The organism is Streptomyces sp. NPDC002784 (assembly GCF_053592135.1).
In genome coordinates this window covers 382,234-408,269 of record NZ_JBSFVD010000001.1, presented here as the reverse complement: position 1 = coordinate 408,269, position 26,036 = coordinate 382,234, and the positions used below count along the sequence as shown (strand labels likewise).

Here is a 26,036-nt window from a genome sequence, read left to right as displayed (position 1 = left end):
GGGCGGACCATGACGGCTTTGCTGCTCGCCCTGCTGATGGGACTGAGCGTATGGGGTGCCTTCGCCGGCATCCGCATGTACCGGGCGGACGCGAAGCTCCCCGGTGACCTGCAGCTGGCGCTGGAGGTGGGCGCCACGCGCACCGGCGCCGTGGACTCCGTGATCGACCGCATGGGCATGCGGTACGCGCCGGCGGTCCTGCGCCTGATGGGCCCGAAGCAGGTGGCCAGGTACCGCCGCAAGATCGACCTGGCGGGCAATCCGGGCGGCCTCACGATCGACCGCTACGCGGCCCGGCGGGCGGTGTACGGCTTCCTGGGCGCGGTGGGCGGACTGGTGTTCCTGATGCGGGGCCAGTACCTGGTGACCCTGCTGCTCTTCGCCTTCGGCGCCTTCTGGACCGAGGTCGGCATCTGGTCGGCGATCCGGATCCGCAAGGACGTGATCGAACGGACCCTGCCGGACTTCCTCGACGTACTCGCGGTGGTGGTGAGCGCGGGCCTGGGCTTCCGGCAGGCACTGGACCGCGTGGCGTCCCGCTACGAGGGGCCCTGGGCGGACGAACTCCGCATCACGCTCCGCCAGATGGACCTGGGCATGAGCCGCCGCCAGGCGTTCGCGGAACTCCGCCGCCGGAACGACTCGGAACAGGTCGCGATGTTCGTGACCGCCCTCCAGCAGGGCGAGGAACTGGGGGCGCCGATCGTGGACACGCTGGTGGCGCTGGCGAAGGACATGCGCAGGACGGACGCGCAGAACGCCCGGCGGAAGGCGGCGAGGGCCGTGCCCAAGGCCACGATGATGATCACGACGTTCATGGTTCCGGCCACGATGATCCTGCTGGGAGCGGGGCTGCTGCTGGGCTCGGGGACGGACTTCGGCTCCATCACGGGGGAGTAGGTGACGGTCATGGGGTTGAGAGTGTCCCTGACGACACCGCGGGGGCTGAACGAACCGCAGGGGTTGTACGGGGGGGTGGTGGGGGGAGGCGGGGCTGGTGCCGTGGGCGCGGTGGACGCTGTGGGCGGCGGTGCCGTAGGGGACGGGGAGGCCGTCGTCGCTGAACCGGCGCAGGAGTCACCCACCCCCACGCGCCCCCAGGACCCCACCATCGCCCTCCAGATAAACGCCCTCCAGGCAACCACCCGTATGGTCTTCGGCTTCCGTCTGGCCATGCTCGCCCTCTCCGCCCCCGCGGCCCTGCTGAACGCCGCCCCCGGACTCGGCACCCGCCTGGTGGGCGCGGCCGTGGTGGTCACCTTCATCACCAGCTACGCCCTCTTCAGGGACTGGGAACGCTTCGGCCCCCTGCTCCTGCGCCACCCGACCCTGCTGGCCCTGGACACCCTCTTCGGCGCCCTGCTCCTGGTCTCGGCGGGCCCGGACACCCCCCTGGCCTACGTCAGCGTCTGCACCCCCCTCCTCGCCGGCATCGCCTACGGCTACCGAGCCGCGGCCGTCTTCGCCAGCCTCCAGTCGCTGATCCTCCTGCTCGTCTACGCCACCACGGCGGAAGCCGACACAAGCCTCGCGGAGAAGCTGCTCCTGCCCGGGTTCTGTGTGATCACCGGCGCGGGCGGCTCCGCCCTGCGCAACCTCGTCCTCCGCTTCGGCGCGGCGACCCAGGCCCTGGCCGAAACCCGGGCCCGCCTGGCGGCCACCGAGGCCGTGGCCGCCGAACGGGCGCGTCTGGCACGGGAGATGCACGACTCGGTGGCCAAGACCCTGCACGGCGTGGCCCTGGCGGCCGACGGTCTGGCAGCGACAGCGGCCACCACCCCGCAGAACCCCGCCCTGATCACCCAACAGGCGGAACTGGTAGCCCGAGCCAGCCGCAGAGCGGCCACGGAATCCCGAGAACTCCTGGTGGACCTGCGCCGCCACGAGCCCTTGACAACGACGGACGTCCTCGCGGAACTGGCAGCACGGACGGCCGACTTCACCACCCGTACCGGCGTCCCCACCACCTACCACCCCACCAGCCCCGCCACTCCCACCCCGCCCCTGCCCCCCGCGGTGACCCGCCAACTCCTCTCCATCGCCGCGGAGGCCATGGAGAACGCCCACCGCCACGCGACCCCGACCAGCGTGGACGTACGGGCGGGCGTGCAGGGCGATCTGCTGCGCATCAGCGTGTACGACGACGGCCGCGGCCTCCCGCCGGGAACCACCCTCGAACAACTGCGCAGAGCGGGCCACTTCGGCCTGATCGGCATGGTGGAACGGGCCGCGTCCGTGGGCGCCCGGATCCGGATGGGCCGCGGCGACCACCCGAAAGGCACGGAAGTCCTCCTGGAACTCCCCCTGGCGCCACGAAGGACATGACGGCATGACACACCCCCACTTCCCCCGACCCGCCCCGGCGCGCCCGCTCCGCGTAGTGGTGGCCGACGACAACCCGGTGGTCCGGGCCGGCCTGACGGCCCTGCTGACGGGCCGCAGCGACATCACGGTCGTAGCCGAAGCGGCGGACGGCCAGGAGGCGTACGAAGCGGCCCTCCAGCACCGCCCCGACGTCGTCCTCCTGGACGTCCAGATGCCCGGGGTCGACGGCCTCGCGGCACTCCCGTACCTGGTGGCCATCGCACCGGTGATGATGCTGACCTACAGCAGGGAGTCGGAGACGGTGGAGGAGGCGCTGCGCAGGGGCGCGAACGGCTATCTGGTCCATGGCGAGTTCACGGCTGCGCAGCTGGTGGACGCGGTGCGGGACGTCAGACAGGGCAAACCCCACTTCACGCCGACGGCGGCGGACGCACTCCTGAGCCAGCTCCGTAGGGGTGCGGATTCGCAGCCGCATACGGAATCCAACGCTCCACCGACCGAATTCCGCGAACCTCTTTCGCAAGTGCAACCGAATGTGGGAGAGTCTTCGGGCAGGGCGAGGTTCCAACTCAGCGCGAGGGAGGCGGAGATCATGAACCTGATCGCCACGGGCATGACGAACCAGCAGATCGCCGCCACCTGCTTCATCAGCGAGAAGACGGTCAAGAACCACATCAACCGCATCTTCGCCAAGCTCCACAGCACCACCCGGGCACAGGCCGCCGCCAAGTGGCTGGGGGTGAACTGAGATGCCCCGCATCTGGGCCCACCTTTGGGCCCACGGACCCTCGTCACCCCACCCCCGGCCGCCCTACGGTTCCGGCACCACAGCCGCAACCGAAGGGACACCCCATGAACAACCGCTTCAACATGAACGACAAGGGCCAGACGGCGGTGGAGTACCTGGGGATCATTGCGGTAGTCGTTGCAATCGTGTTGGCGATCACGGGGACGGACATCGGTCAGACGATTTACGACGCCATCGTGGACAAGGTCGACGAGGTAACCGGTTGATCAAAGTTCGCAGGTACGGCGATTCAGGGCAGGCGTTCCCCATCTACATCACCGTGGTGGGGGCCCTGCTCTTTCTCGCGTTCGCATACCTCGCGGTCGGCCAGGCCGCAGCGAACCGGAACGGTGCCCAGACGGCAGCCGATGCGGCTGCGCTCGCGGCAGCGCAGGACACCCGGGACCAGCTTGCGGGCAAGTGGGTGGAGGACGTACTCGACCCGACCCAGTGGCAGGACATCTTTGACGGCCTTGTGCCTGGACTTGAGCCGTCGTGCTGGCGGGCGGACGAACTCGCCGCGCAGAACGACGCCCATGTCGAGGCGTGTGATCACACCGGTCCACTGGAGTACACGGTCGAGGTCCAGACGGACAAGTCCGTCGGTGACTCCATCGTCCCGGGCACTGAGGGCAAGTACTCGCGGGCGTCAGCCAAGGCGGTGATCGAGTCCCGTTGTGGATTCGATCTCCCGGGCGAGGGCGCCGGGGACGAAGAGCTGCCCGTACTCACCTGTGAGGACGAGGACTGGGAGCTGGATCCAGAGGACCTCGCCGATCTCCCGGGCCCGGAAGACCTCTTCGACGTCCACCTGGCTGACTGACAACCGAACGACGAGGGATGAAGGAAACAGAGGCATGAGCATTCGGTTCACTACGAAGGCCCGCAGGGGGATGGTCGCATTGACCGTTGCGGCCGGTCTGGCCGTCGGTGTGGCCGGCTGCGGAGGTGGGGGTGACGACGACAAGAAACCGGAGTCGTCGGCATCAGCCTCAAAGGACAGTGGATCCGCCCCGGACGCTCAAGAGGGAACGGACGAACCACTGGCCGAACTGAGGGGGGAGGAAGGACTTGTCCTCAGGCTCACTTCTGCCCAAAGGGACTCAGGGGGATTCGTCACGGTCAGCGGAGAACTGAAGAACGACGGCGATGAGCCCGCTCGCGTGTCGGTCAGAACCTCGGGTGACGAGACCGAGATCCTCAGGCACGGATCGTCGCTGGGCGGAGCAACGCTGGTCGACTCTGCGAGCAAGAAGCGCTACTACGTGCTGCGTGACACTGACGGCCGACCGCTGACGACGACCGACATGCCCAGGATCAAAGCAGGAGACTCCATCCCCGTCTTCATGCAGTTCCCGGCGCCCCCCACAGACACCACCGAAGTCAGCTTCCAACTCCCCACATTCGCCGCGGCCACCATCCAGATCTCCGGCTGAGGCACCGCTATGACGACCAAGAACCTCACCTCAGCCATGGCCGCAGCCACCGTCATGCTCGCCACGACCCTCTACGGCGTCACGACGGCCCACGCCGACGACAACCCCAGCGTCCCCCCAGGCACCGAAGCAACAGCGACCGCCCCCGTCGAAGTCGACCCCAACGACCCGGACCTGAAGCTCCCCGAGGGCGCGACGCTCGCCGAAGCGAAGGTGCTGGACATCAAGCAGGTCGTCGAGGACCAGAGCGGAGACGAACGCCGCGAGGACACCAACGCCGACGTGAAGTTCGCGCTCCAGGCGGAAGTCCTGTTCCCGAAGGACAGCGCGAAACTGAACGGCGAGGCGAAGGCCCGCATCGCAGCGATCGCGGAAGAGATCAAAACCCAGCAGGCAACAAAGATCCGAGTCTTCGGCTTCACGGACAACCTCGGCTCCTCGGCCCACGGCGACGTCCTCTCCAAGCAACGCGCCAACGCCGTGGAGGACATCCTGAAGGGCGAACTGAACAACCCGAACATCACCTACGAGGTCCGCGGCTACGGCGAGCAATACCCCATCGCATCCAACGACTCGGAATCCAGCCGCAAGAAAAACCGAAGGGTAGAGGTCTCCTTCCCCCGCACGGACAACTGACGCGACGCCACCACGGGGGCAACGGACATGGCCGTACTCATGGTGGCCGCGGCACTGTACGGAGTCGTCCAGCTCTGCGCACTCTCCTGGCCGACACGTTCCGTACGCCTCTCCACCGTGCTGCTGGCCGTTCTCGCAGGCGTCTACGCCTGCGGAACAGCGGCCGCGGTCTTGGAATTCACGTACACACGGCTGGTCGCCGCCCACACGGACCAGTCCCTGAGCGAGGTGGTGAACACCACCGCCTACACCACGGCCCCGTGGACGGAGGAGGTGCTGAAGGCCGCGCCCCTCCTCCTGGCAGGCATGTATCCAAAGGTCCGCCGCCAGTGGGGCCTGGCCGACTTCACGGTCCTGGGCGCGGCCCTGGGCGCAGGTTTCGGCCTTCTGGAAGCACTGCTGCGCTACTCCCTGGACGCCGACCGAGCGCTGTCCCGACACGGCGGCTGGATCGTCCCGGACAGTCTGTCGGCGCCGTACATCCCGGGTCCCGGGGAGGTGTTCACGTCCTGGCTCCCCGCCCCGGCCGCCGCCCTGCATCTGGGTCGTACGGGCGAGGTCCTGGTTCCCACGTTCGCGCATCTCGCGTGGACGGCGCTGGCAGGGCTGGCAGTCGGCATCCTGTGGCGCGCACCGAGCCGGCTCAAGCCCCTCGCACTGATCCCTTTCAGCGCGGCGGTGACACACCACACCCTGAACAACTACGTGTCCGGGCGCCCAGCCGGTGACGCCCGCGACTGGCTGGAACACCTGGACGCCAAGCTGTGGGCCGCGCCGCTGCTGGCCCTGCTCCTGGCAACGGCGGCGGACATGGCCTGTCTGCACCGAGGCAAGCGGCACCTCCCCGGCATACTGCTGGCCCCGGAACGAGCGGACGGCGACACCGCAGCCGCACTGATCCGGTACGCCTTCCGGCGATTCCCGTGGACCCCGCTGATAGCCCTGCGGTTCGTTCTCCTGCGGCGAGCGCTCTGCTACTGCCTGGGGGCTCCCGCGGCTACACCGGAAACTCTCGAGTCCTTACGCCGCTCTGTCGCGGACATCGCCACCCGAATCGATGCAACCGACAACGCCTGGGCCTGGCGGGACGCGTCTGCGATCCGACGCCACATGCGGGCAAGCCTGAACGCCCAGGCTTCCGGGTCCCGTCGCAGGTGGCTCCTTACGCTGGTCCCCTGCATTCTCGCTCTCCCGGCGGTCATCTTCCTCGGTGTGGGTTCGTTCAAGTCGACGGCCGAATTGCAGGATCACTTCAGGACAGGCGTCGGCCCCAAAATACTTCTGGCCTTCGCTGTGGCGGCGCTGGCATGGATCGGCTGGCAGTTGGTCACCCTGATCCGCACCTGGCAGGCGGCGACCGCCCACCCGTTGGCCGAGCAACTCGCCCGCCACCGCTTCCGCATCGGAACGGCATCGGGCTCCGCCGCGGCCGGAGGCATTCTCCTCTGGCGGGGCCTGGGCGAGGCGGGGGCCGACGGAACAGCGATACCGGCTGCCCATCTCCTCGAAGCACTCGATCGATTCCTCGTCTACCTCGGCTTCGCCCTGCTGCTCCTCTCCCTCTTGGCACTCTTTCCGCCAGGCGCGGCCTTCGCGTTCGCCGGTGCCACGGTAACGAGTGAGGCCGCGGTGGCGGCTGCCCTTGCGGCACGTCTGGGCTTGGCGGGTGTCGCCTTGATGGCAGTCGGCGCGGAGGGCGGAAGAGGCGGATCGGGGGAGAGCGGTGGCGCGAACCCGGGAAAGGGCTCCATTGATGAGTCGGAAAAGTCGTTCAGCCCCAAGGAACGCCGGATCGCCGAGACATTGCAGACCGAGGGCAGGAGCGTACGAGCGCTCAAGGAGTCCCAGGTTGATGGCAGAAGAACTCCCGATGCCACCGTGAACGGCGTCCCGACCGAGTTCAAGACTCTGGACCCCGGAGCGGCTTCCAACTCCGTCAAGAACACCCTGAACACGGCCAAGAAGCAGGCGCGGGACGCTGTGGTGGACGCACGAGGGAGCGGCCTCGGTGAGGCACAGGCGCGAGAGGGCCTGGAGAAGTTCCTGCGGAACAATCCACCGGGTCGAATGAACTCGATTCGAATAATTGGTGATGACTACAATGTTCTGTGGCCTTGACGATCTCCGAGGTGTTGCGTGAGCGAGTATCACCATGTCTTCATTCATCCTGGGTCTCCCCGCCCGCAGCTCGTTCATGACATCGCGGCAGCATGCGACCTCGATCTGAAGCCGACGGATGCCGAGTTCATCGATTACTCGGCCGACCTCGGGCACACCGCGGTCGAGCTGGAATTCACCCACGACTACGAGAACGACCATGGCATTCCGTTCGAGCGGTACGACTCGTTGATCACAGTCCGGGACTTCGACTCGGACTTGCAACGCCAAGAGGAGACCGCGCGGCGACTCTTCGAGCAACTGACCAGTCTCGGCCGCTACGACCTGATGCTCGTTCGGGACATGCAAGCGTTGTTGGCCCAGTCGGGGCCGCCAGCCCCTCCTCGGCGCTGATCCCCGACACCCTCACCTCAAGTCCTGGGCCCGAGCCCCGCTGCCCCCTCGGCCTCTCACCCGCCCAGGCCCCCCACGGCTTCCGCCTCCACCTCCACCCGTGCCCCCACTTTCAGCCCCCACCCGGCCATGGCCCCGGCCTCCGTCTCCAGGACGTGTCGGGCTCGGGGGCGGGGGCGGCCGAGGCGGCCCGGTTTCATGGTGCGTACGGCGATGACGCGGAGTCGGCGATCGAGGTACGCGACGTCGATGGGCATCCGCATGCCGATCGTGTGCACGCTGTTGGCGGGGGAGAGCAGGAGGGCGCCCTCGACCGAGTCCCGGCCCAGGAGCCCGCGCGTACGGGCGCGGTAGGACGCGGCGATTTGCAGAGGCAGCTCGCGACCACGCGTGGGCGGCGACGACTGGTCCAGGACAATCAACTTCCCGCGCCCGTCAACCCATTGCCGCCACATGGCTGGGTACATTCCCGCCCCTGAGGCAACCTAGTCGGCTACTAGACGTACGTCTGGAGCGTTCCGCGTCGCCGTACATCCAGCGTCGCGCAGTGGAACGAGCCGCCGAACGGGGCGTAGTGCAGCAGGTCGCACGGCACCGGCTCGAACCCCCATGATTCGAGCGCGCGCAGCATCGACGTGTGGTGCCGTTCCGCGATCACTCGCTTCTCGTCGAGCATGAGGACGTTCATGCTGAGCCACTTCCCGCACATCGAAGTGATCTTCAGCAGCGGCTCGTCCAGTGGCTCGGGCGGGGGAGCGACCAGTACCTCCCACGAGCGCAGGACGTCGGGCAGGCGGTCGGCATCGACGTACTCGGGGTTGATCAGGACCTTGCCGGGGCCGAGCGGCACGAACGTCGTGTCGATGTGCATGGGGGCACGGCAGCGGCTCTCGATCTCATGAATGCGATAGTCCGGCCCGAGATGGCGGCGCAGCCATTCGATCCCCATCCGGTTGGTGACATTGCTTCGCGTGACGAAAAGATCACGCCCCGCGCGCACGAAATCGGCAGCGTCGAATACCGGCTCGAATTCGGTGAGGATGTACCGCATGGGCTCGCCGTCCGCCGGGACCCGGAAATCGGGGTCGAACAGTTCGTCGGTGAGCTGGGGTTTCGGTGCCGACGTCCACCGGGCGCCGCGTCGGAAGTAGTCCTTGAGGATCGGGCGGTAGGAATGCGTCTCGAAATACCGGCACGGCCATGCCATCGGGGTCTCGATGATCTCGTCGCCGATGACGAGCATGCTGTCGCGAGGGCAGGTGTTGCAGAATCCGCGGGACGACCAGTCGGGGGTGTGGAAACGCCGGTGGTGATCGACCGCCTCCGGACGCCGGACCGTGACGCCCAGGGACTCCAGTAGCCCGACGAACTGCTCGATCTCCTCCTGCGCCCGCTCGATCAGCATGCGCGGGTACCGCGCGCCGGCGGCCAGGCCCTGCAACCGCGCCGCCCACCTCGGAATATTGCAGGTCACGACGGGGTGACTGGACGGGATGGTCGCCCCGTCGAGCCGTCCGACGATGATTTCCTCCAGTGGGTCCCACTCATTGTGGGAGCTGACCGGAGAGGCGAGAGGCTCGGCGGGGGCCACGGCCGAGGCGGGCGATGACTGCAACATCACATGGAGTCCACTCTCGATGGCGGAAGTCGAACTCTTTGCATCTATCGAGTCACCCGGAGCCCGTTTTCAAAACAGTGCGCGTTCTCGCACGTTCTCCTTTGCTCGTTCATAAGCGGAACGAAGTGTTCGCTGGCGTACCGGGCGATCGGACCGGTGCGTTATGCAACCGTTATGGCGCGCTCAAGGGCAGGGACGGGAGGTTTGCGTGCATCTGCCCCGTCGGTTGACAGGCGCCGCCCTGGTGTCGTCTCACCCCGATCGATAGCGTTGCTTCGCTCAAGAGAAGCCTCGCCTCACCGGGAGCCGACCGTGAACCGCCGCCCCACCCTCCTCGCAGCGATCACGCTGACCGCCGCAGCGGCCCTGACGCTGTCCGCGTGCGGGAGCGACGACAGCTCCAAGGACAAGGACAACGACAAGATCGCGGGAGCCGAGACGGGGGGTGAGAAGTCCTCGTCCCCGACGGCCGACGCCCCCGACTCGGGTGACCGACCGAAGATCACCTTCCCGTCCGACGCCAAGAACGTCTTCGAGGACCAGAAGACAGGCGACGCGACCAAGGACGCCGTGCTCGCGGACAGCGCCCTGGCCGTGAACTCCGTGGACGAAGCGATCTTCGAGGGGGACACGGGCACGAAGGCGCTCGGCTTCTACAACACGGGCAAGGCGCTCGAATCGTCGATCACCTTCGTGCAGCAGTACATCGACGGTGGTGACACATGGGTCGGCGTCACCCGGTACTTCGACTACAAGGTGACCCTGTCCGGATCCGACAAGGCCTACGTCACCTACTGCTCCGACGAGAGCAAGTCCTACATCAAGGACCGGAAGACCGGGAAGGTCGACAAGTCGCCTGCCACCGCGGACTCCTACGTGCTGTACAACACCAGCCTCACCAAAAACGACCAGGGAGTCTGGCAGACCACCAACATCGCCTCGAACGGGGGAGACAAGGCGTGCCAACCGTAAGGAACTCGGCGAGGACCGCAACGGTCCTGACGCTCGTATGCGCGTCCATCTTCGCCGCTCAGACAGCCTTCGCCCGAGGGGGTTACGACAACAACGGTGACACGGGACAGAGTGCCGACGTCAACGGCGACACCGTCTCCGTCACCGCCGGAGGCGTCGTCTTCGATCACTCCAAGAACGGCAGCGGCAACTCCACCGGCACCCTGACCTCCAGCACCAACTGGAGCCCCCCGCCCTGCTGGTACGCCCCCAAGTACACCCCCGAGCAGCTCCAGAAGTACCTGGAGCCGATCTGGGAGGCGGAGTCGACGGGCTATCAGTGGGACGCCGAGCAGCGCGAGAAGTACAACGCCAAGGACCCGGAGAAGGGCTTCAACAAGGACAAGACCGGCAAGGGCTACTGGTGGGGCTCGTACGTCGACGAGAGCTACCCCCCTGGCTGGGACTCCTGCGAGGCGGACTACTTCTGGGTGGACGCCGGCGACCCCCCGCCCCCCGGCATCGAGAACGCCGTAACCCCGGAGATCCTCGCCGAACTCGCCTACGCCGAGATCCGCGTCCCCGGCACCGAGGTCACCCTCGCCCCCGCCGACGCCACCAAGGTCAACCTCCCGACCTGGAGCTGGCTGGACGCCGCCGAGTTCAAGCCGGTCTCGGTCACCGCGTCCGTACCGGTGCTGCAGCTCCAGGCGACCGCGACGGCGGTACCCGTCTCGCTGCGGATCGAGCCCGGTACGGCCGACGCCGTCACCTACCCCGCGTCCGGCGTCTGCGAGATCAACAACGGCCGCATCGGTGAGCCGTACGCCAAGGGCAAGGCCGACCGCACCCCGCCCTGCGGAGTGAAATACCTCCGCTCGTCCGGCGACGGCACGTTCCCCCTCCAGGCCACGATCACATGGGAGATCGACTGGACCGGCACCGGCGGAGCAGGCGGCGACCTCCCCGACGGCACCTTCGGCGCCACCCAGAACGTCGTCGTACAAGAGATCCAGGCCATCAACCGCTGACCATCTCCAACTCCTGCTCCCTGTCCGGGAAGTGCTCCTCCTAAAGGGGGGAGCACTTCCCCGTACGCCACGAATGTGCGTCCGTGTCGTTCCTCTCTGCGGTGGGTGATCCGCGGGCAGAGAGGACAGGGCATGGCTGAGCGGTTGACCGTCGACGGCGACGAGCTCACGCGCTTCATGAACGCGCTCCGGAAGTCGACCACTTCACTCGCCGGAGTCCGCAAGGCCCTGCTCGATTCGACGGTCTCAGGTCTCGGCACCGACGATCTCGACCGCGCCTGCGAGGACTTCCAGGAGGACTGGAAGTACGGCGCCGAGGAGATCGGCAAGCAGACGGAGGACCTCGCCGAGATCATCGGCAAGAGCCGGGACAGCTATCTGGAGGTCGACAAGGCCCTTGAGGACGCCCTGAAGAAGGCCGGGTCGGGCGGTGTCCGCAAGTGACGCTCGCCTCCGGCGCCGAACGCACCGGCGCCGCCGCCCTCGACCCGTCGATTCCCCACGCCCACTACCCCCACCTGGGCTTCGACCCCGTACCGGGCAGCACCGAGACCGTCCGCGACCTGCACCGCAAACTCGCCGCATGCGCGACGGTCCTGGAGGACGCCCACGGCCTCGTCACCAAACTCCTGGACGGCAGCTACTGGAAGGGCGACGCCGCCGTCGCCTTCCGCGAGCAGCTCGACGGCGGGCCGCTGCCGCGGAATCTGAGGAACGCCGCGCGTTCGCTCCGCAAGGCAGTCGCTCAGCTCACCCGCTGGGAGACCGAACTGGACGACTTCCAGCGGCGGGCCAAGCGGCTGGAGGACGACGCCCAGGATGCGCGGGCCGCGGTGAAGCGGGCGGAAGAGCGGGCGGATGCGGATACCGGCGCTGCCCGGTCCGAGCTCGACAAGGTGCTCGGCCGGGCGCGGCGGCTCGCGGAGGAGCACGAGGCCAGGGCCAAGCACCGGGCGGAGAAGATCCGGGGTGCGACGAAGGAGCTGGCGCCCCATGAGCCGGGCTGGCTCGACGAGGCGCTCGACTGGCTGGGCGAGAACCTGCCGGACGTACTGAGCTTTCTGGCGGGCACGATCGCCGTGGCGGTGCTTCTCCTCTCCGGGCCGCTGGGGTGGAGCCTCGCGACCGCGGGCCTGCTGATGCTCGGATCCTCGGCGGTCAGTCTTACGGCGTTGTCCCTTCGCCTTTCGGACGAAGAGACGTGGGCGTCGTTGCAGGACGGTTTCACCAAGGGTGAGCTCGATGCCGACTTCTGGAGCAATTTGGTGTCGACGGGAGCCGATGCAGCGGGGGCGTTGCCCGGCGTAGGAGCTGTCGGAAAGGGCGCCTACACGGGCTTCAGGGCGGCCCTCCGCAGCACCGAAGCCGTCAGCCTGCGGGAGAAGGTGGTCCTCTATGGCACCAAGACGATGGATGAGGTGAAGGCCGTGGCCGAGCTGGACAACCCGCTGGTACTCCGTGCGGTGCGCGGTCTCAGTGATCCACAGAGGGCTGCCAAGGTCGTGCAGGGCGCATCGGGCCTGGCCGGCGTGGGGACCGGCGGATTCGGCCTCCACAACAAGCTGGTGGACGCCGAGGACGTCGGGGTCAAGGACGGTGCCGTTGCCGGGATCGACGGGGCGCGCCTGGTGCTTGATTCCGGCGGCATCTACCGCCTTGCTCGTCACGTCTTCTGACAAACCGGAAGGAGAGAGTAATCCCATGAACCCCCCTGATTACCGCACAGCGTGGGATCACCCACCGACTCGCCGGTCCTGGTGGGGACACATGGCTATGCATGTCGTCGGTCTCGTCGGCTGGCCTGCGGTCTGGATCGGTCTGCTTTATGTGCTCGCCGTATTCCTGTCCCCTGGGTTCGCCTTTCTCTTCGCCCTGCCCCTCTGCTACGCGATGTACCGAGCCGTGATCCAACTCCGCTGCGTCCCCACCGCCCTCCACATCCTCCGAGTCCTCCAGCACTACCCCTGGCAACTCCTCACCCACACCCCCCGCGGTCTCGACGAGCACCCGGACGCCGAGGACGGTGGGATCTGGATCGAGTTCCCGGACCCCGCTCACCCGGAGGGCAGGCGCATTCCGCTCACCTTCGTGAAGCATCACCGTTCGTACTGGTGGCTGCGCCACATCGGCGGTCCCCGGACCGAGCCCGCCCTCAAGTCGCGGCTGGAGCCGCTGTGGTTCGCCGGGGATCCGCGGTTCCTGGGCGTCGTGGCGGTCAGCGGCCGGCGCGGCGCTGCTCCACGCCGGTTGCACTTCCTGTACCGGCCGTCCGCCTTCGAGCAGCGCGCCGTACGCAGGCGGTGGGACGACGCCACCCCGGAAGACCTCGAACGCGCACGCCGGGCAGGAGCCCGGTACCTCGTACCGGCCCCGGCCACCGCCACCGCCGCCGGGCAGGAGCCATGAGCGCTCCCACGATCGTGGTCGACGACTCCGCCGTAGATCCGCACGCGGAACTGTGGTTCGCCGAGCCGCCCGGATTCATGCCGCTGCCCTTGGACGCCCTGCTCCCCGAGCCCGACTCCCGAGCGGCGCACGCCCTGCGTGCCGCGGCCGCGCCCTTCCTCGACTCGGCCCCGGACGACACGGTCCGCCTCCGGTTCGTCTCGCACGTCGCAGCGGGCCAGCAACTGCTCGCCGCCCTGCGCGAGGCAGGGACCGTGCACTGCGCGCTCGGTCTGCACCGGGACGATGTCGGGGCCGTGAGCGACGGGTTGCCGCTGGTCTCCTGGTTCACCGTGTCCTGGCGTGCCACGGCTGTCGCCTCCCGTGCCGCGACGGCGGCCCGGGCAGTCGCCTCGGCCTCGGGCTTCGATCACGTCGAGTACCGGGAACTGCCCTGTGGCCCCGCGGCGTTCAGCGAAGCGACCTTCACGCCGCCTGCCGGCACCGCACTGCCGCAGCGGCCGTTGCTGCAGCTCCGGGCCCACCTGCCCCACCCCGACTGCAAGCGGCTGGCCGTGCTCGCGCTCTGTACCACCGCTCTGGCCCGCCGCTCCGAGTACCGGGTGATCCTGCGGCGGATCGTGGAGACGGTCTGTTTCCGTAATCCCCTGGAAGCAGTGCCCCTGGACGGGGTAGGAACACCCCCATGACTCAACTCGGTGCGATCTTCCGCCCCCAGCTGCCCCCCGAGAACCTCCGCTCCATCGCCCGCCTGGCCGACGAAACCGGTCTGGAGGAGCTGTGGCTCTGGGAGGACTGTTTCCGGGAGGGCGGGGTTTCCGCGGCGGCCGCCGCGCTCGCGTGGACCGAGCGGGTGCGGGTCGGGATCGGGCTGCTGCCCGTGCCGTTGCGGAATGTCGCGGTCACCGCGATGGAGGCCGCCACGCTGGAGCGGATGTTCCCGGGGCGTGCCGTGCTGGCCGTGGGGCACGGGGTGCAGGACTGGATGGGGCAGGTGGGGGCCCGGGTCGAGTCCCCGGTCACCCTCCTGCGCGAGCACCTCCTCGCGCTGCGGGCGCTGCTGCGCGGGGAGCGGCTCACCACCGAGGGGCGGTACGTCCGCCTCGATGACGTCGCACTCGACTGGCCGCCCGCCCGGCCCGTCCCCGTGCTCGCCGGTGTCACCGGGCCCCGCTCCCTCCGCCTCTCCGGTGAGGCCGCCGACGGAACGCTGCTCACCGCGTCCAATCCGCCGGACGGCGTACGCCGGGCCCGGCAACTCATCGACGAGGGGCGGAAGTCCGCCGGGCGCACCGATCCGCATCCGGTGGTCGTCTACCTCCTGGCCGCCACCGGTGCCGGCGCCGCCGACCGGCTGCGCAAGGAGCTCACCGACGAGGGCCTCGCCGACGTCCCCGATCTCGGTGTCGCCGGGGACGCCGCTGCCGTCGCCGAGGCCGTCCAGCGCCTCGCGGAGGCCGGCGCCGACACCGTCGTACTCCAGCCGACGGCCGACGAGCCCGACCCCGAGGGCTTCGTACGCTTCACCGCCGAGCAGGTACGACCGCTGGTTTCCTAGGCCCTCACCCCGTCGGCCGATCCCCCGTCGGCCGATCCCCCGTCGCCCCGTCGATCAGCTCCCGCACGATGTCCATGTGGCCCGCGTGCCGGGCTGTTTCCTCGATCATGTGGACCAGGACCCACCGCAGGGACACGGCCTCGCCGCGCCAGTCCGGGCGGCCCAGGTCGTCCAGGGTGCGTTCGTGGATCGTGCGGTCGGCCGCGGCGCGGGCGCGGCCGTAGAAGTCGATGATCTGCCGGGTGGTCTCGCCCTGGTCCGCGCGCATGTCCTCGTCGGTGTACGGGTCGAACCACAGCGGCTCGACCTCGCCGCCGAAGGCGGACACGAACCAGCCGTACTCCACGGAGCCCAGATGCTTCACCAGGCCCAGCAGGCTCGTGCCCGACGGGGTCAGCGGGCGGCGGAGGTCCGCGTCGTCCAGCCCCTCCAGTTTCCACAGCACCGCGTCCCGCATCCGGTCGAGGCTCGCGTGGAGCGTTTCCTTGTCGCCGGCGGTGTACGGCGTGCTGGTCGCGTCAGGGGTCGTCATACCGCCGAAAATTAGCAGCGGCCACTGACAGCGGGCTGCGATCATCGCGGCATGGACCAGCAGAGAAGCCGCAGCCGCAGCCGGAGCCACGGCCGCAGCCGTACCTTCGAGGATCTCGTCGCCGAGGGCGCCGCCGTCCCCACCGACGGCTGGGACTTCTCCTGGTTCGAGGGGCGGGCCACCGAGGCGCGGCCGAGCTGGGGGTACGCCGTCTCCCTCGCCGAGCGGCTGGCCCGCGCCGACGCCGCCCTCGACCTGCAGACCGGGGGAGGGGAAGTGCTCGACTTCGCCCTCGGGCGCGCGCCCAAGGCCCCCGTCCTGACCGTGGCCACCGAGGGCTGGCCCCCGAACGTCGCCAAGGCCACCGCCCTCCTCGCCCCGCGCGGCGTCGCGGTCGTCGCCTCGCCCGAGCCCGACCCGCTCCCGTTCGCCGACGGCGCCTTCGACCTGGTCTCCAGCCGGCACCCCGTGCGGGCCCCCTGGCCGGAGATCGCCCGCGTGCTGGCGCCCGGCGGCACCTACTTCGCCCAGCACGTCGGACCGCACAGCGCCTTCGAGCTCGTCGAGTACTTCCTCGGGCCGCAGCCCGACGAGGTCCGAGGCGGGCGGGACCCGCGGAAGGAGCGCGCCGACGCGGAAGCGGCCGGTCTCCAGGTCGTCGGTCTGCGGGCCGAGGAACTCCGCATGGAGTTCCACGACATCGCCGCCGTCGTCCACTTCCTGCGCAAGGTGATCTGGATGGTCCCCGGCTTCACCGTCGTGGCGTACGAGACGCACCTGCGGTCCCTGCACGAGCGCATCCAGGACGAGGGACCCTTCGTCGCGCACAGCACCCGCCACCTCTTCGACATCCGCAAGCCCGGCTGAGTCAGGCGTGCGGGCCCACCGTCACCTCCCCCAGCACCAACTCGGGCGCCGCCTCCAGCACTTCGCCCACCCGCCCCACCTGCTCGTCCAGCTCCCGCCGCTGCCGCGCCGTCAGGCCGCCCAGCGTCTCCACGGTCACCGTCGTACGCCGGCCCTGCCGCCGCTGGTGCCACACCCCGGCCACCACCCCGTCCACCAGCAGCACCGGATGGTTCCCCGCCTGCCCGCCCGCCAGCGCCCTGCGGTACGCCTCCCCGGGGAACAGCGACTCCCGGGGCCGCGCGGCGATGACGTACGCGTCGAAGTACGGCAGCAGCCGTACGCCCCGCCACTCCGGTGACGGGAAGGACGTGTCGCCCGCCGCCACCCACGCCGGTGCTCCCTGGAGGACGACCTCCTCGATCGCCGATTCCGTCACCAGCTGCTGGAACAGCCCGCCGGCCCAACCGGCCGGCGCGGCGAGCCACTTGGCGAAGTGTGCCGGGGTGGCCGGCCGTAGGCGCGCAGATAGCGCAGTACGAGGGTGCGCAGGGCGTCCTGCGCGGGCAGGGGGTCGAAGCGCGGTGGGCGGGTGTACGTCACCTTGCGGCCGCGGTTGGGGCCGAAGCAGAGCGCGCCCGCCTGGCCCGCCGTGGGGGTCCCCCCATGCCTTTGGGCTATGGGGGAGCATGACCTGCCGCCAGCGCGGCCACATGCCCTGGAAGGCGGGCATGACCAGGTCGCCCGCCCAGGGGCCGGTGCGGGCCACGACCTGCTCACTCAGCTCGTCGATCGTCAGGCACGCCCCGTCCAGCGCGTCCTCGATCGCCGTCAGGATCTCCCGCGTCTGTTCCTCGGTGAGGCGGGCGTCGGCGGCGAACGGGTTCGGCCCGGACGGGATCGCGGTCAGGGCGGCGGTCCACAGGGGGAGCTCCTGGGCGGGGAGCAGATGGACCGTGCCGCGCGGGCCGTGGGTCTTCACGAGGGAGCGTCGTCCCAGAGCGCGGTGCGTACGTCCGCCCGCGTCAGTCCGGTGCACCGGACGCCGATCGACAGCTCGGCCGCGGAGAGCACCTGGGCGTGCGCGCCGAGCATCGCGGACACGATGCCGGGGGTCGAAGCGCCCTCCGATGCCGGATTGGCCAGGAACTGTCGTTCGAGCCGCCGCGCGCTCGCCGCTTGCCAGGAGATCGTCACCGTCATGGGACGTCGGTAGGGGTGAAGTAGGTCAGGTTCCGTCCTCTTGGGGGGCCGGGTGAGGCGGTAGCAAATCGGGCCAATCAGGCATGCGGTGCAGTTCCGCCCTCGATATCCAAGGATTCACACCTTTTCCACATTGTTATCGCTTGCAACTCGCGTCTCATTCGCATCTCGCGTAAATTCGGACCGAGGGAATTCGCGTGAGCAAAGCTGCGCGGGCGGCACCGCGCAGTGGAGGGGGCTGCGCGGTGCCGTGCCCACCTGCGGCGGACGGAGCGCCGTACGGCCGCGGGCCGGCGTCAAGCCGACGTTCGCTGCCCGGGTCACCCGGGTGGGGGACAACCCGGAAACACGCCGCGTGCGGGACAAGGACCGGCACACCCGGGCGCCCCACGCGTATCCCGCCGAAAGCCCTGGATATCCGCTGTGTTCCGGCCATGAACCATCCCTGAAACCCCCCTCTCACGCCCACCGCCGCGTTGCCGTCCGATTTCGGAGAGTAGTTGTGGCACGCCGATGCACGCAGCATCACTTACGAAGGGTTATGGTGGAAACCCCCCCTCGGGCCGGTCCGTCTCCCCCCCCCACGGACCGGCCCGTTTTCTTTTGCCGCGGACGCCTGGTTCCACCGGCCCCGCACACCCTGACACCCGCCCGCCGTGCCCTCCGCGGGGCGCAGGTAGGCTTCGGCGGCGGGGACCGCCACCGGGCTGGGACCGCCCTCGGGAGCCGGCCGGGGCCGCGGCCGCCCGATCCGTACGGAGGGGCTATCAATCACGTGAACCTGCGCGACAAGCTGCGTGGCCTGCTGGTCAGGCTGTACGCGCGCCGGGTGGAAGGTCACCTGGACCACGCTCAGGTGCCCAAGCACATCGGCGTGATCATGGACGGCAACCGCCGGTGGGCGAAGGCCGCGGGTTCCAGCACCGTGCACGGTCACCGGGCCGGCGCCGAGAAGATCGAGGAGTTCCTCGGCTGGTGCTCCGAGACCGACGTCGAGGTCGTCACCCTCTGGCTGCTGTCGACGGACAACTTCGACCGCCCGAAGGACGAACTGGTCCCGCTGCTCGGGATCATCGAGGACGTCGTACGCACCCTCGCCGCCGACGGCCGCTGGCGCGTCCACCACGTCGGCACCCGCGAACTGCTGCCGCCGCGGATGCAGCACAGCCTCAAGGACGCCGAGGAGGCCACCGCGCACATCGACGGAATACTCGTCAATGTCGCCATCGGCTACGGCGGACGCCAGGAGATCGCCGACGCGGTGCGCTCGATGCTGCTCGACGCGGCGGACCGGGGCACCTCGCTGGAGAAGCTCGCCGACTCCGTCGACATCGAGATGATCGGCCGCCACCTCTACACCGGCGACCAGCCCGACCCGGATCTGGTCATCCGCACCAGCGGTGAGCAGCGCTTGTCCGGGTTCATGCTGTGGCAGACGGCCCACTCCGAGTACTACTTCTGTGATGTGTTCTGGCCGGCCTTCCGCAAGGTCGACTTCCTGCGCGCGATGCGTGACTACGCCGCCCGCCACCGCCGTTACGGCGGCTGAGCCACAGGTCACCGCCACCCCCTTGGGGCGGAAGTAACAAGGAGTTCACCAGCGCGCCGTTCCCCGCCGTGGCATGGCGGCGCTTGTTCGAGGGCATAAGCCAAGCAGGTCGACACCCGAACCACGGGTGTCGGATCTCAGCGGACGGCACGGGGCCGTCCGCCCGGGAGGCCCTTTGCACCAGCCCGATCGTGCGGTCACCGTACGGACGAAGCAGGTAAGGGCCGGTTCTCGGCCCGTGCAGCGGCGCCGTCGACCGGTCCAGCTCCTCTCCGTCGCTCCCCGACCTCTTCCGAGGGGGTACGTCCTTCCGTGGTGACCAGCGCAAAGCGCCCCAAGCCAGACCGGCGCACCTACGTAATCGACACCAGCGTCCTGCTGGCCGACCCGCACGCCCTGAACCGCTTCGACGAGCACGAGGTCGTGCTGCCCATCGTCGTGGTCACGGAGCTGGAGGCCAAGCGGCACCATCCCGAACTCGGCTACTTCGCCCGGCAGGCGCTGCGTCTGCTCGACGAGTTCCGGGTCCGGTTCGGCCGTCTCGACGCCCCGATCCCGATCGGGGAACTGGGCGGGACGGTGCGTGTCGAGCTCAACCACTCGGACCCCAGCGTTCTGCCGTCCGGCTACCGCCTGGGGGACAACGACTCCCGCATCCTCGCGGTCGCCCGCAATCTGCAGGCCGAGGGGTTCGACGTCACCGTCGTGTCGAAGGACCTGCCGCTCAGGATCAAGGCCTCGTCCGTCGGGCTCCTCGCCGAGGAGTACCGCGCCGAACTCGCCATCACGGACTCCTCCGGCTGGACCGGAATGTCCGAACTGACGCTCTCCGGCGAGCAGGTGGACGTCCTCTTCGAGGCGGGGCACGCCTATGTGCCCGAGGCGGCGGACCTGCCGGTGCACACCGGGCTCACCATCCAGTCCGAGCGCGGCAAGGCGCTGGGCCGGGTGACGGCCGACGGCAACGTCCGGCTGGTGCGCGGCGACCGGGAGGCGTTCGGCATCAAGGGCCGCAGCGCCGAGCAGCGCATCGCACTCGATCTGCTGCTCGACCCGGACGTCGGGATCGTGTCGATGGGCGGCCGGGCCGGCACCGGCAAGTCGGCGCTGGCGCTGTGCGCGGGCCTGGAGGCCGTGCTGGAGCGCCGTCAGCACCAGAAGGTGATGGTCTTCCGGCCGCTGTACGCCGTGGGCGGGCAGGAGCTCGGCTATCTGCCGGGCAGCGAGGCCGAGAAGATGAGCCCCTGGGCGCAGGCGGTGTTCGACACGCTGTCCGCGGTCACCAGCCGGGAGGTCATCGAGGAGGTCACCGCGCGCGGGATGCTGGAGGTCCTCCCGCTCACCCACATCCGCGGCCGCTCGCTGCACGACGCGTTCGTGATCGTGGACGAGGCGCAGTCACTGGAGCGGAATGTCCTGCTGACCGTTCTGTCCAGAATCGGCGCCAATTCGAGGGTGGTGCTGACCCATGACGTGGCCCAGCGGGACAATCTCCGGGTCGGGCGCTACGACGGAGTCGTCGCCGTGGTGGAGAAACTGAAGGGGCATCCGCTTTTCGCCCATGTCACGCTGAACCGGTCCGAGAGGTCCCAGATCGCCGCCCTTGTGACCGAAATGCTGGAGGATGGGCATATCTGACCCGAGACTGCCCCGAGTGCTCAACTTGAGGTAGCTACTCGCCAGTTGGCGCCGTCCGACAAAGGCCCAGAGCCTAGTCGGGCGGCGCCTTGGCGTGTTGCCGTTTCGTGGAACTCCCTGGACCAAACGGGATGTGAGCTTTCACACGCAACACAGAATTGCCTCACGGCGTCCGGGTACGGCAGAGTCTCATTCCTGTCAGGCCCCGCATACGGCACATCTGTACCCTCAGAGGTACGGCACCCCGTGAGGAACACCGCCAACTCCATAGCGTCGCCGTATGCCGCCCGCGCACCACGCGGCGCTCCCCGCAGGGGAGTTGCCCACCGGGCCCGTGCCTCCCGTGACCCCGCAGTTGGGAGGCCAGCGCCAGGGGCACGATTGCGTCCGCCAGGGTCACCGAAGCGGGCGATGCTGGAAGGAAACCGTGTGAGCCGGATCTCGGTCCGGGGATTCGCAGTGGTCTCGGCCACCGCGGTCACCGCCGTCGGAAGCGTTGTCGGCGTTGCCTCGGGCAGCACCGCGCAGAACAACGACGCCGAAGCGACGGCAGCCGACGCCACGCTCCTCGCGGACATACCCACGGGCCAGCAGGCCCAGGTACAGACCGCTTCCCTGACGCAGCAGGCGACCGTCCAGGCGATCGCCGCCGACGCGAGCGCCAAGAAGGACGCGGAGGAAGCGGCCCGCAGGGCCGCCGCCCAGACCGCGATCGAGAAGAAGGAAGCCGCGGAGAAGGCGGCGAAGGCAGCGAAGGCGGCCGAGGAAGCCAAGGAGCGCGAAGAGGCCGAGGCGAAGGCCTCCCGGTCCTCCTCCAGCTTCCCTGTGCAGAACTCGTACACCATCGCGCAGATCCAGGCGATGGCGCAGTCGATGGTGCCGTCCGGCCAGTACCAGTGCTTCAGCAACATCGTGGACCACGAGTCCGACTGGAACTACAAGGCCGTGAACCCCTCCTCCGGCGCCTACGGTCTCTTCCAGGCCCTGCCGGCGGGCAAGTACGCCTCCGCCGGCGCCGACTGGCAGACCAACCCGGCCACCCAGATCAAGTGGGGCCTCAACTACATGAACGAGCGGTACGGCAGCCCGTGCGACGCCTGGTCGTTCTGGCAGGCCAACCACTGGTACTAGGCATTTCCCCGCTCAACCTCGCACAGCCCCTCACCGTCCTACGGTGAGGGGCTGTCGCCATGTACGGTCGGACCGGACGACTCCGGGGGGAGTGGTGGGGAAAGACGGGGGAAGAGGACGGAACATGTCTCGAGTGCCAGGGTGGCTCGGCCGGCTCGGCGCCGGACTGACCCGGATGGGAGACCGGTTGGACGAGCGCCGCGCTGAGGTGCAGCGCGAGAGCGCCGACCCGCCGGCCGCCTCCGCGCCCACTCCTCCCCCCGCCGACAAGGCGCAGCCGTCCCTTGAGCGTGTGCTCGTGGCTCCGGCGCGTCCGGATCCCGCGCTGGCCGTGCCGTGGGGCGTGCGGGTCGCCGCCGAGGCCGGCTGGCGGCTGCTGGTGCTGGCCGGCACCGTATGGGTGCTGATGCGGGTCATCAGCGCCGTACAGCTGGTCGTGCTGGCGTTCGTGGCCGCGCTGCTGATGACGGCGCTGCTCCAGCCCACGGTGGCCCGGCTGCGCCGGATCGGTGTCCCGCAGGGCCTCGCGACCGCGCTCACGGCGATCCTGGGCTTCGTGGTGATGGGCCTGATCGGCTGGTTCGTCACCTGGCAGGTCATGGAGAACCTCGACAACCTCTCCGACCAGATCCAGGACGGCATCGACGAGCTGCGCGACTGGCTGCTGAACAGCCCCTTCCACGTCACCGACAAGCAGATCAACGACATCGCCGAGAACCTGCGCGACGCGGTCGGCGCCAACACCGACGAGATCACCTCGGCGGGCCTGGAGGGCGTCACGGTCATCGTCGAGGCGCTGGGCGGCATACTGCTGGCGGCCTTCTCGACGCTGTTCCTGCTCTACGACGGCAAGCGGATCTGGGAGTGGTCGCTGCGGCTGGTGCCCGCGGCGGCCCGGCCGGGCGTGGCGGGCGCGGGCCCGGCCGCGTGGCGGACGCTCACCGCGTATGTGCGCGGCACGGTGATAGTGGCCCTGATCGATGCCGTCTTCATCGGCATCGGGATCTACTTCCTGGATGTGCCGATGGCCGTCCCGCTGGCCGTCTTCATCTTCCTGTTCTCCTTCATCCCGCTCGTCGGCGCGGTGGCCTCCGGCGCGCTGGCGGTCGTGGTGGCGCTGGTGACGCAGGGCGTGTTCACGGCGGTGATGGTGCTGGCGGTCGTGCTCGCGGTGCAGCAGATCGAGGGGCACATCCTGCAGCCGTTCATCCTCGGCCGCGCGGTCCGGGTCCACCCCCTCGCGGTGGTCCTGTCGGTCGCGGCGGGCGGTCTGGTCGCCGGCATCGGCGGCGCGGTGGTGGCGGTGCCGCTGGTGGCGGTGACCAACACGGTGGTGGGCTATCTGCGGGCGTACTCGCAGGAGAGCCCGCGGGTGGTCGCGGACGCCGAAGGCCCCGTCCACGACAGTGAACGGGGCCCGGAGTGACCTGGCTTACGCGGAGAGGACCGCTTCGGCGTCGAGGGTGACGGCGACCGCCTGGATCACCGAGGCGATCTTGAACGCCTCCTGGACGACCTCGCGTTCCAGGCCGGCCTTGCGCAGTACCTGCTCGTGCGAGTCGAGGCACATGCCGCAGCCGTTGATCGCGGAGACCGCGAAGGACCACAGCTCGAAGTCGACCTTGTCGACACCGGGGTTGCCGATGACGTTCATCCGCAGGCCCGCGCGCAGGGTGCCGTACTCGTGGTCCGACAGCAGGTGGCGGGTGCGGTAGAAGACGTTGTTCATCGCCATGACGGCGGCGGCCGCCTTGGCGGCGGTGTACGCCTCCGGCGTCAGGTTCGCCTTCGCCTCCGGCTCCAGCTCGCGCAGCACGATCGGGGAGCGCGAGGCGATGGCGGTCGCCAGCACGGTGCCCCACAGCTGCTGCGCCGGGAGGTCGGAGTTGCCGATGACCGAACCCAGGTTGAGCTTCAGGTCCTTGGCGTAGTCCGGGACGGCGGACTTGAGGGAGTCGAGGGACATCTCAGGTCACTCCCCGGCCAGCAGCTTGACCGCGTCCAGCGTCTCGTCGCCCTTGGTCCAGTTGCACGGGCACAGCTCGTCGGTCTGCAGCGCGTCGAGGACCCGCAGGACCTCCTTGGGGTTACGGCCGACGGAGCCGGCGGTGACCATGGTGAACTGGATCTCGCGGTTCGGGTCCACGATGAAGACCGCGCGCTGGGCGAAGCCGTCCTCGCCCTCGATGCCGAGGTCGCGCATCAGCTCGTGCTTGGAGTCGGCCAGCATCGGGAAGGGCAGGTCGGTCAGGTCCGGGTGGTCCTTGCGCCAGGCGTGGTGGACGAACTCGGAGTCACCGGAGAAGCCGAGGATCTGCGCGTCGCGGTCGGCGAACTCGTCGTTCAGCTTGCCGAACGCGGCGATCTCGGTCGGGCACACGAAGGTGAAGTCCTTCGGCCACGCGAAGACCACGAGCCACTTGCCCTCGTAGGACTTGTGGTGGATCTGCTCGAACTCCTCGCCCTTCTCCAGGGAGACACAGGCGGTCAGTTCGAACTCGGGGAACTTGTCACCAACAGTGAGCACAGGCTCTCCTTGCAGCGAAGAAGCGTCCGGATCGCGGACGCTTCTCATGGGTTGGACGAGGTCGATGCTGGCACACGGTGCATTGATTAGAGAAATTGCTACACTCGGTCATGGTGATCGGAGGCGGTTATCAGTGACCGTGAGTAATGGTGGAGCCAAGAGGCGGCTGCCGAGTCTGGCCCAGCTGCGGGCGTTCGCGGCCGTGGCGGAGCATCTGCACTTCCGGGACGCGGCCGCCGCCATCGGCATGAGCCAGCCCGCCCTGTCGGGTGCCGTGGCCGCGCTGGAGGAGACCCTCGGCGTCACGCTGCTGGAGCGGACCACCCGCAAGGTGCTGCTCTCGCCGGCCGGTGAGCGGCTCGCGGTGCGCGCGAAGGCCGTACTGGACGAGGTGGGCGCGCTGTTGGCGGAGGCCGAGGCGGTACGGGCCCCGTTCACCGGGGTGTTGCGGCTCGGGGTCATCCCGACCGTGGCGCCGTACCTGCTGCCGACGGTTCTGCGGCTGGTCCACGACCGCTACCCGGACCTCGACCTCCAGGTCCACGAGGAGCAGACCGCCAGCCTCGTCGACGGCCTGAACACCGGCCGCCTCGACCTGCTGCTGCTCGCCGTCCCGCTCGGGGTGCCGGGTGTGGTCGAACTCCCCCTCTTCGACGAGGACTTCGTGCTGGTCACGCCGTTGGATCACCGGCTGGGCGGCCGTACGGGAATCGGGCGCGAGGCGCTCAAGGAGCTCAACCTGCTCCTGCTGGACGAGGGGCACTGTCTGCGCGACCAGGCACTGGACATCTGCCGGGAGGCGGGCCGGGAGGACGCGCCGGTCACCACCACGGCCGCCGGTCTGTCCACCCTGGTCCAGCTCGTCGCGGGCGGTCTCGGGGTCACGCTGCTGCCGCGCACGGCCGTCAAGGTCGAGACGACCCGCAGCGACGAGTTGCTGACCGGTTACTTCTCCGACCCGGCCCCGACCCGCCGCATCGCCCTCGCCATGCGCACGAACGCCGCCCGCAGCGCGGAGTACCAGGAACTGGCCACGTCCCTGCGCGACGCCCTGCGCCCGCTACCGGTACGGGTACTGGAGGCCGACGCGGGCTGAGGGCCCGAGCCCGTCCCCGGCCCACCTGCACGACGCGGGTCGCCCCCATCGACCCGCTGCCCGGCGGGGCGGGCGGGCCCATCGGGGTCGTGGTTGGTGGGCGGGTTGTTCTGGCCTTTCGGCGGATGGTCTCGGCCTGGTGTGGGGTGCCGCTGTGGGGCTCGGTATCGGGGGTGTTGGCGAAGCCCTGCGGGTCGTTGTCGGGGGCCGGGCGCTTCGGCTTGTGCGGTCCGGTGCACTCCGCGGGGCCGCAGC

29 protein-coding genes are annotated in these 26,036 nt (G+C 69.2%); 22 read left to right on the top strand and 7 right to left on the bottom strand.

Features of this window, described 5'->3' with window-relative positions; genetic code table 11:
• Positions 1-9: 9 nt before the first annotated feature.
• From ACWD1Z_RS01855 to ACWD1Z_RS01815, 9 genes are all read left to right on the top strand, one after another.
• Positions 10-900: a DUF5936 domain-containing protein gene (locus ACWD1Z_RS01855; RefSeq protein ID WP_451114692.1), complete on the top strand. Its 891-nt coding sequence runs from the start codon at positions 10-12 to the stop codon at positions 898-900.
• Between the two features lie 249 nt (positions 901-1,149).
• A complete protein-coding gene (locus ACWD1Z_RS01850) occupies positions 1,150-2,325 on the top strand; it encodes a sensor histidine kinase (RefSeq protein ID WP_451115430.1) in 1,176 nt (391 codons plus the stop codon).
• A gap of 4 nt (positions 2,326-2,329) precedes the next feature.
• A complete protein-coding gene (locus ACWD1Z_RS01845; RefSeq protein ID WP_451114690.1) occupies positions 2,330-3,073 on the top strand; it encodes a response regulator in 744 nt (247 codons plus the stop codon).
• Positions 3,074-3,177: 104 nt separating this feature from the next.
• Positions 3,178-3,339, top strand: a complete 162-nt coding sequence (locus ACWD1Z_RS01840; RefSeq protein ID WP_250077404.1) for a Flp family type IVb pilin — start codon at positions 3,178-3,180, stop codon at positions 3,337-3,339.
• Positions 3,336-3,935 carry a pilus assembly protein TadG-related protein gene (locus ACWD1Z_RS01835; protein ID WP_451114688.1) on the top strand — a complete coding sequence of 200 codons (600 nt, stop codon included), beginning with the start codon at positions 3,336-3,338 and terminating at the stop codon, positions 3,933-3,935. Before ACWD1Z_RS01840 ends, ACWD1Z_RS01835 begins: the two co-directional genes overlap by 4 nt.
• A gap of 34 nt (positions 3,936-3,969) precedes the next feature.
• Entirely contained in the window at positions 3,970-4,548 is a 579-nt protein-coding gene (locus ACWD1Z_RS01830; RefSeq protein ID WP_451114687.1) for a hypothetical protein, read from the top strand.
• A 9-nt stretch (positions 4,549-4,557) separates the two neighbouring features.
• Positions 4,558-5,184: an OmpA family protein gene (locus ACWD1Z_RS01825; protein ID WP_451114685.1), complete on the top strand. Its 627-nt coding sequence runs from the start codon at positions 4,558-4,560 to the stop codon at positions 5,182-5,184.
• A 27-nt stretch (positions 5,185-5,211) separates the two neighbouring features.
• On the top strand, positions 5,212-7,302 hold the full coding sequence (locus ACWD1Z_RS01820) for a CdiA C-terminal domain-containing protein (protein WP_451114683.1): 2,091 nt from the start codon (positions 5,212-5,214) through the stop codon (positions 7,300-7,302).
• Positions 7,303-7,320: 18 nt separating this feature from the next.
• Positions 7,321-7,695: a hypothetical protein gene (locus ACWD1Z_RS01815; protein WP_451114681.1), complete on the top strand. Its 375-nt coding sequence runs from the start codon at positions 7,321-7,323 to the stop codon at positions 7,693-7,695.
• Between the two features lie 56 nt (positions 7,696-7,751).
• Here ACWD1Z_RS01815 and ACWD1Z_RS01810 read toward each other — a convergent pair whose 3' ends face one another.
• Both ACWD1Z_RS01810 and ACWD1Z_RS01805 read right to left on the bottom strand, forming a co-directional pair.
• The gene (locus ACWD1Z_RS01810; RefSeq protein ID WP_451115428.1) at positions 7,752-8,150 is read right to left on the bottom strand and encodes a DUF192 domain-containing protein; all 399 of its coding nucleotides are present in this window, start codon (positions 8,148-8,150) and stop codon (positions 7,752-7,754) included.
• Between the two features lie 41 nt (positions 8,151-8,191).
• On the bottom strand, positions 8,192-9,313 hold the full coding sequence (locus ACWD1Z_RS01805; RefSeq protein WP_451114680.1) for an amidinotransferase: 1,122 nt from the start codon (positions 9,311-9,313) through the stop codon (positions 8,192-8,194).
• A gap of 312 nt (positions 9,314-9,625) precedes the next feature.
• On the opposite strand from ACWD1Z_RS01805, the gene ACWD1Z_RS01800 reads away from it, so the two are divergent.
• The 7 genes from ACWD1Z_RS01800 (at position 9,626) to ACWD1Z_RS01770 (ending at position 15,259) form a co-directional block, all read left to right on the top strand.
• Entirely contained in the window at positions 9,626-10,285 is a 660-nt protein-coding gene (locus tag ACWD1Z_RS01800) for a hypothetical protein (protein WP_451114678.1), read from the top strand.
• Positions 10,273-11,295 carry a hypothetical protein gene (locus ACWD1Z_RS01795; protein ID WP_451114677.1) on the top strand — a complete coding sequence of 341 codons (1,023 nt, stop codon included), beginning with the start codon at positions 10,273-10,275 and terminating at the stop codon, positions 11,293-11,295. Before ACWD1Z_RS01800 ends, ACWD1Z_RS01795 begins: the two co-directional genes overlap by 13 nt.
• Positions 11,296-11,427: 132 nt before the next feature.
• Complete coding sequence (locus ACWD1Z_RS01790; protein WP_451114676.1) at positions 11,428-11,739, top strand: hypothetical protein; 312 nt, start codon at positions 11,428-11,430, stop codon at positions 11,737-11,739.
• Entirely contained in the window at positions 11,736-12,971 is a 1,236-nt protein-coding gene (locus ACWD1Z_RS01785; RefSeq protein ID WP_451114674.1) for a hypothetical protein, read from the top strand. The genes ACWD1Z_RS01790 and ACWD1Z_RS01785 overlap by 4 nt, the downstream gene beginning before the upstream one ends.
• 91 nt (positions 12,972-13,062) lie before the next feature.
• On the top strand, positions 13,063-13,701 hold the full coding sequence (locus tag ACWD1Z_RS01780; RefSeq protein WP_451114672.1) for a hypothetical protein: 639 nt from the start codon (positions 13,063-13,065) through the stop codon (positions 13,699-13,701).
• Positions 13,698-14,390, top strand: a complete 693-nt coding sequence (locus tag ACWD1Z_RS01775) for a hypothetical protein (protein WP_451114671.1) — start codon at positions 13,698-13,700, stop codon at positions 14,388-14,390. Before ACWD1Z_RS01780 ends, ACWD1Z_RS01775 begins: the two co-directional genes overlap by 4 nt.
• Complete coding sequence (locus ACWD1Z_RS01770) at positions 14,387-15,259, top strand: LLM class flavin-dependent oxidoreductase (RefSeq protein ID WP_451114669.1); 873 nt, start codon at positions 14,387-14,389, stop codon at positions 15,257-15,259. Before ACWD1Z_RS01775 ends, ACWD1Z_RS01770 begins: the two co-directional genes overlap by 4 nt.
• 4 nt (positions 15,260-15,263) lie before the next feature.
• Here ACWD1Z_RS01770 and ACWD1Z_RS01765 read toward each other — a convergent pair whose 3' ends face one another.
• The gene (locus ACWD1Z_RS01765; RefSeq protein WP_451114667.1) at positions 15,264-15,791 is read right to left on the bottom strand and encodes a DinB family protein; all 528 of its coding nucleotides are present in this window, start codon (positions 15,789-15,791) and stop codon (positions 15,264-15,266) included.
• 51 nt (positions 15,792-15,842) lie between these two features.
• On the opposite strand from ACWD1Z_RS01765, the gene ACWD1Z_RS01760 reads away from it, so the two are divergent.
• On the top strand, positions 15,843-16,658 hold the full coding sequence (locus tag ACWD1Z_RS01760; RefSeq protein WP_451114665.1) for a methyltransferase domain-containing protein: 816 nt from the start codon (positions 15,843-15,845) through the stop codon (positions 16,656-16,658).
• Position 16,659: 1 nt separating this feature from the next.
• Here ACWD1Z_RS01760 and ACWD1Z_RS01755 read toward each other — a convergent pair whose 3' ends face one another.
• Together ACWD1Z_RS01755 and ACWD1Z_RS01750 are read right to left on the bottom strand one after the other, a co-directional pair.
• Complete coding sequence (locus tag ACWD1Z_RS01755; protein ID WP_451114664.1) at positions 16,660-17,619, bottom strand: DNA glycosylase AlkZ-like family protein; 960 nt, start codon at positions 17,617-17,619, stop codon at positions 16,660-16,662.
• Positions 17,616-17,840 carry a hypothetical protein gene (locus ACWD1Z_RS01750; RefSeq protein ID WP_451114662.1) on the bottom strand — a complete coding sequence of 75 codons (225 nt, stop codon included), beginning with the start codon at positions 17,838-17,840 and terminating at the stop codon, positions 17,616-17,618. Before ACWD1Z_RS01750 ends, ACWD1Z_RS01755 begins: the two co-directional genes overlap by 4 nt.
• Before the next feature lie 775 nt (positions 17,841-18,615).
• Here ACWD1Z_RS01750 and ACWD1Z_RS01745 point away from each other — a divergent pair.
• From ACWD1Z_RS01745 to ACWD1Z_RS01730, 4 genes are all read left to right on the top strand, one after another.
• Positions 18,616-19,389 carry an isoprenyl transferase gene (locus tag ACWD1Z_RS01745; RefSeq protein ID WP_451114660.1) on the top strand — a complete coding sequence of 258 codons (774 nt, stop codon included), beginning with the start codon at positions 18,616-18,618 and terminating at the stop codon, positions 19,387-19,389.
• A 312-nt stretch (positions 19,390-19,701) separates the two neighbouring features.
• The gene (locus ACWD1Z_RS01740) at positions 19,702-21,027 is read left to right on the top strand and encodes a PhoH family protein (protein WP_451114659.1); all 1,326 of its coding nucleotides are present in this window, start codon (positions 19,702-19,704) and stop codon (positions 21,025-21,027) included.
• A gap of 429 nt (positions 21,028-21,456) precedes the next feature.
• Positions 21,457-22,158, top strand: a complete 702-nt coding sequence (locus ACWD1Z_RS01735; protein ID WP_451114657.1) for an aggregation-promoting factor C-terminal-like domain-containing protein — start codon at positions 21,457-21,459, stop codon at positions 22,156-22,158.
• A 124-nt stretch (positions 22,159-22,282) separates the two neighbouring features.
• Positions 22,283-23,584 (top strand): AI-2E family transporter, encoded by a 1,302-nt coding sequence (locus ACWD1Z_RS01730; RefSeq protein ID WP_451114655.1) that lies wholly within the window; start codon positions 22,283-22,285, stop codon positions 23,582-23,584.
• 6 nt (positions 23,585-23,590) lie between these two features.
• Here ACWD1Z_RS01730 and ACWD1Z_RS01725 read toward each other — a convergent pair whose 3' ends face one another.
• Positions 23,591-24,124 carry an alkyl hydroperoxide reductase gene (locus tag ACWD1Z_RS01725; protein ID WP_451114653.1) on the bottom strand — a complete coding sequence of 178 codons (534 nt, stop codon included), beginning with the start codon at positions 24,122-24,124 and terminating at the stop codon, positions 23,591-23,593.
• A 6-nt stretch (positions 24,125-24,130) separates the two neighbouring features.
• Positions 24,131-24,685 (bottom strand): peroxiredoxin, encoded by a 555-nt coding sequence (locus ACWD1Z_RS01720; RefSeq protein WP_451114651.1) that lies wholly within the window; start codon positions 24,683-24,685, stop codon positions 24,131-24,133.
• Positions 24,686-24,818: 133 nt separating this feature from the next.
• Between ACWD1Z_RS01720 and ACWD1Z_RS01715 the strand changes: the two genes are divergently transcribed.
• Positions 24,819-25,781 (top strand): hydrogen peroxide-inducible genes activator, encoded by a 963-nt coding sequence (locus ACWD1Z_RS01715; protein WP_451114650.1) that lies wholly within the window; start codon positions 24,819-24,821, stop codon positions 25,779-25,781.
• Positions 25,782-26,036: the final 255 nt, after the last annotated feature.

What these genes read in the sequence shown, in the direction of transcription:
- ACWD1Z_RS01855 (WP_451114692.1), top strand. Translation starts at nt 10, where the DNA reads ATGACGGCTTTGCTGCTCGCCCTGCTGATGGGACTGAGCGTATGGGGT.
- ACWD1Z_RS01850 (WP_451115430.1), top strand. Translation starts at nt 1,150, where the DNA reads ATGGTCTTCGGCTTCCGTCTGGCCATGCTCGCCCTCTCCGCCCCCGCG.
- ACWD1Z_RS01845 (WP_451114690.1), top strand. Translation starts at nt 2,330, where the DNA reads ATGACACACCCCCACTTCCCCCGACCCGCCCCGGCGCGCCCGCTCCGC.
- ACWD1Z_RS01840 (WP_250077404.1), top strand. Translation starts at nt 3,178, where the DNA reads ATGAACAACCGCTTCAACATGAACGACAAGGGCCAGACGGCGGTGGAG.
- ACWD1Z_RS01830 (WP_451114687.1), top strand. Translation starts at nt 3,970, where the DNA reads ATGAGCATTCGGTTCACTACGAAGGCCCGCAGGGGGATGGTCGCATTG.
- ACWD1Z_RS01825 (WP_451114685.1), top strand. Translation starts at nt 4,558, where the DNA reads ATGACGACCAAGAACCTCACCTCAGCCATGGCCGCAGCCACCGTCATG.
- ACWD1Z_RS01820 (WP_451114683.1), top strand. Translation starts at nt 5,212, where the DNA reads ATGGCCGTACTCATGGTGGCCGCGGCACTGTACGGAGTCGTCCAGCTC.
- ACWD1Z_RS01810 (WP_451115428.1), bottom strand. Translation starts at nt 8,150, where the DNA reads ATGTGGCGGCAATGGGTTGACGGGCGCGGGAAGTTGATTGTCCTGGAC.
- ACWD1Z_RS01805 (WP_451114680.1), bottom strand. Translation starts at nt 9,313, where the DNA reads ATGTTGCAGTCATCGCCCGCCTCGGCCGTGGCCCCCGCCGAGCCTCTC.
- ACWD1Z_RS01790 (WP_451114676.1), top strand. Translation starts at nt 11,428, where the DNA reads ATGGCTGAGCGGTTGACCGTCGACGGCGACGAGCTCACGCGCTTCATG.
- ACWD1Z_RS01780 (WP_451114672.1), top strand. Translation starts at nt 13,063, where the DNA reads ATGGCTATGCATGTCGTCGGTCTCGTCGGCTGGCCTGCGGTCTGGATC.
- ACWD1Z_RS01775 (WP_451114671.1), top strand. Translation starts at nt 13,698, where the DNA reads ATGAGCGCTCCCACGATCGTGGTCGACGACTCCGCCGTAGATCCGCAC.
- ACWD1Z_RS01770 (WP_451114669.1), top strand. Translation starts at nt 14,387, where the DNA reads ATGACTCAACTCGGTGCGATCTTCCGCCCCCAGCTGCCCCCCGAGAAC.
- ACWD1Z_RS01765 (WP_451114667.1), bottom strand. Translation starts at nt 15,791, where the DNA reads ATGACGACCCCTGACGCGACCAGCACGCCGTACACCGCCGGCGACAAG.
- ACWD1Z_RS01760 (WP_451114665.1), top strand. Translation starts at nt 15,843, where the DNA reads ATGGACCAGCAGAGAAGCCGCAGCCGCAGCCGGAGCCACGGCCGCAGC.
- ACWD1Z_RS01750 (WP_451114662.1), bottom strand. Translation starts at nt 17,840, where the DNA reads ATGACGGTGACGATCTCCTGGCAAGCGGCGAGCGCGCGGCGGCTCGAA.
- ACWD1Z_RS01730 (WP_451114655.1), top strand. Translation starts at nt 22,283, where the DNA reads ATGTCTCGAGTGCCAGGGTGGCTCGGCCGGCTCGGCGCCGGACTGACC.
- ACWD1Z_RS01725 (WP_451114653.1), bottom strand. Translation starts at nt 24,124, where the DNA reads ATGTCCCTCGACTCCCTCAAGTCCGCCGTCCCGGACTACGCCAAGGAC.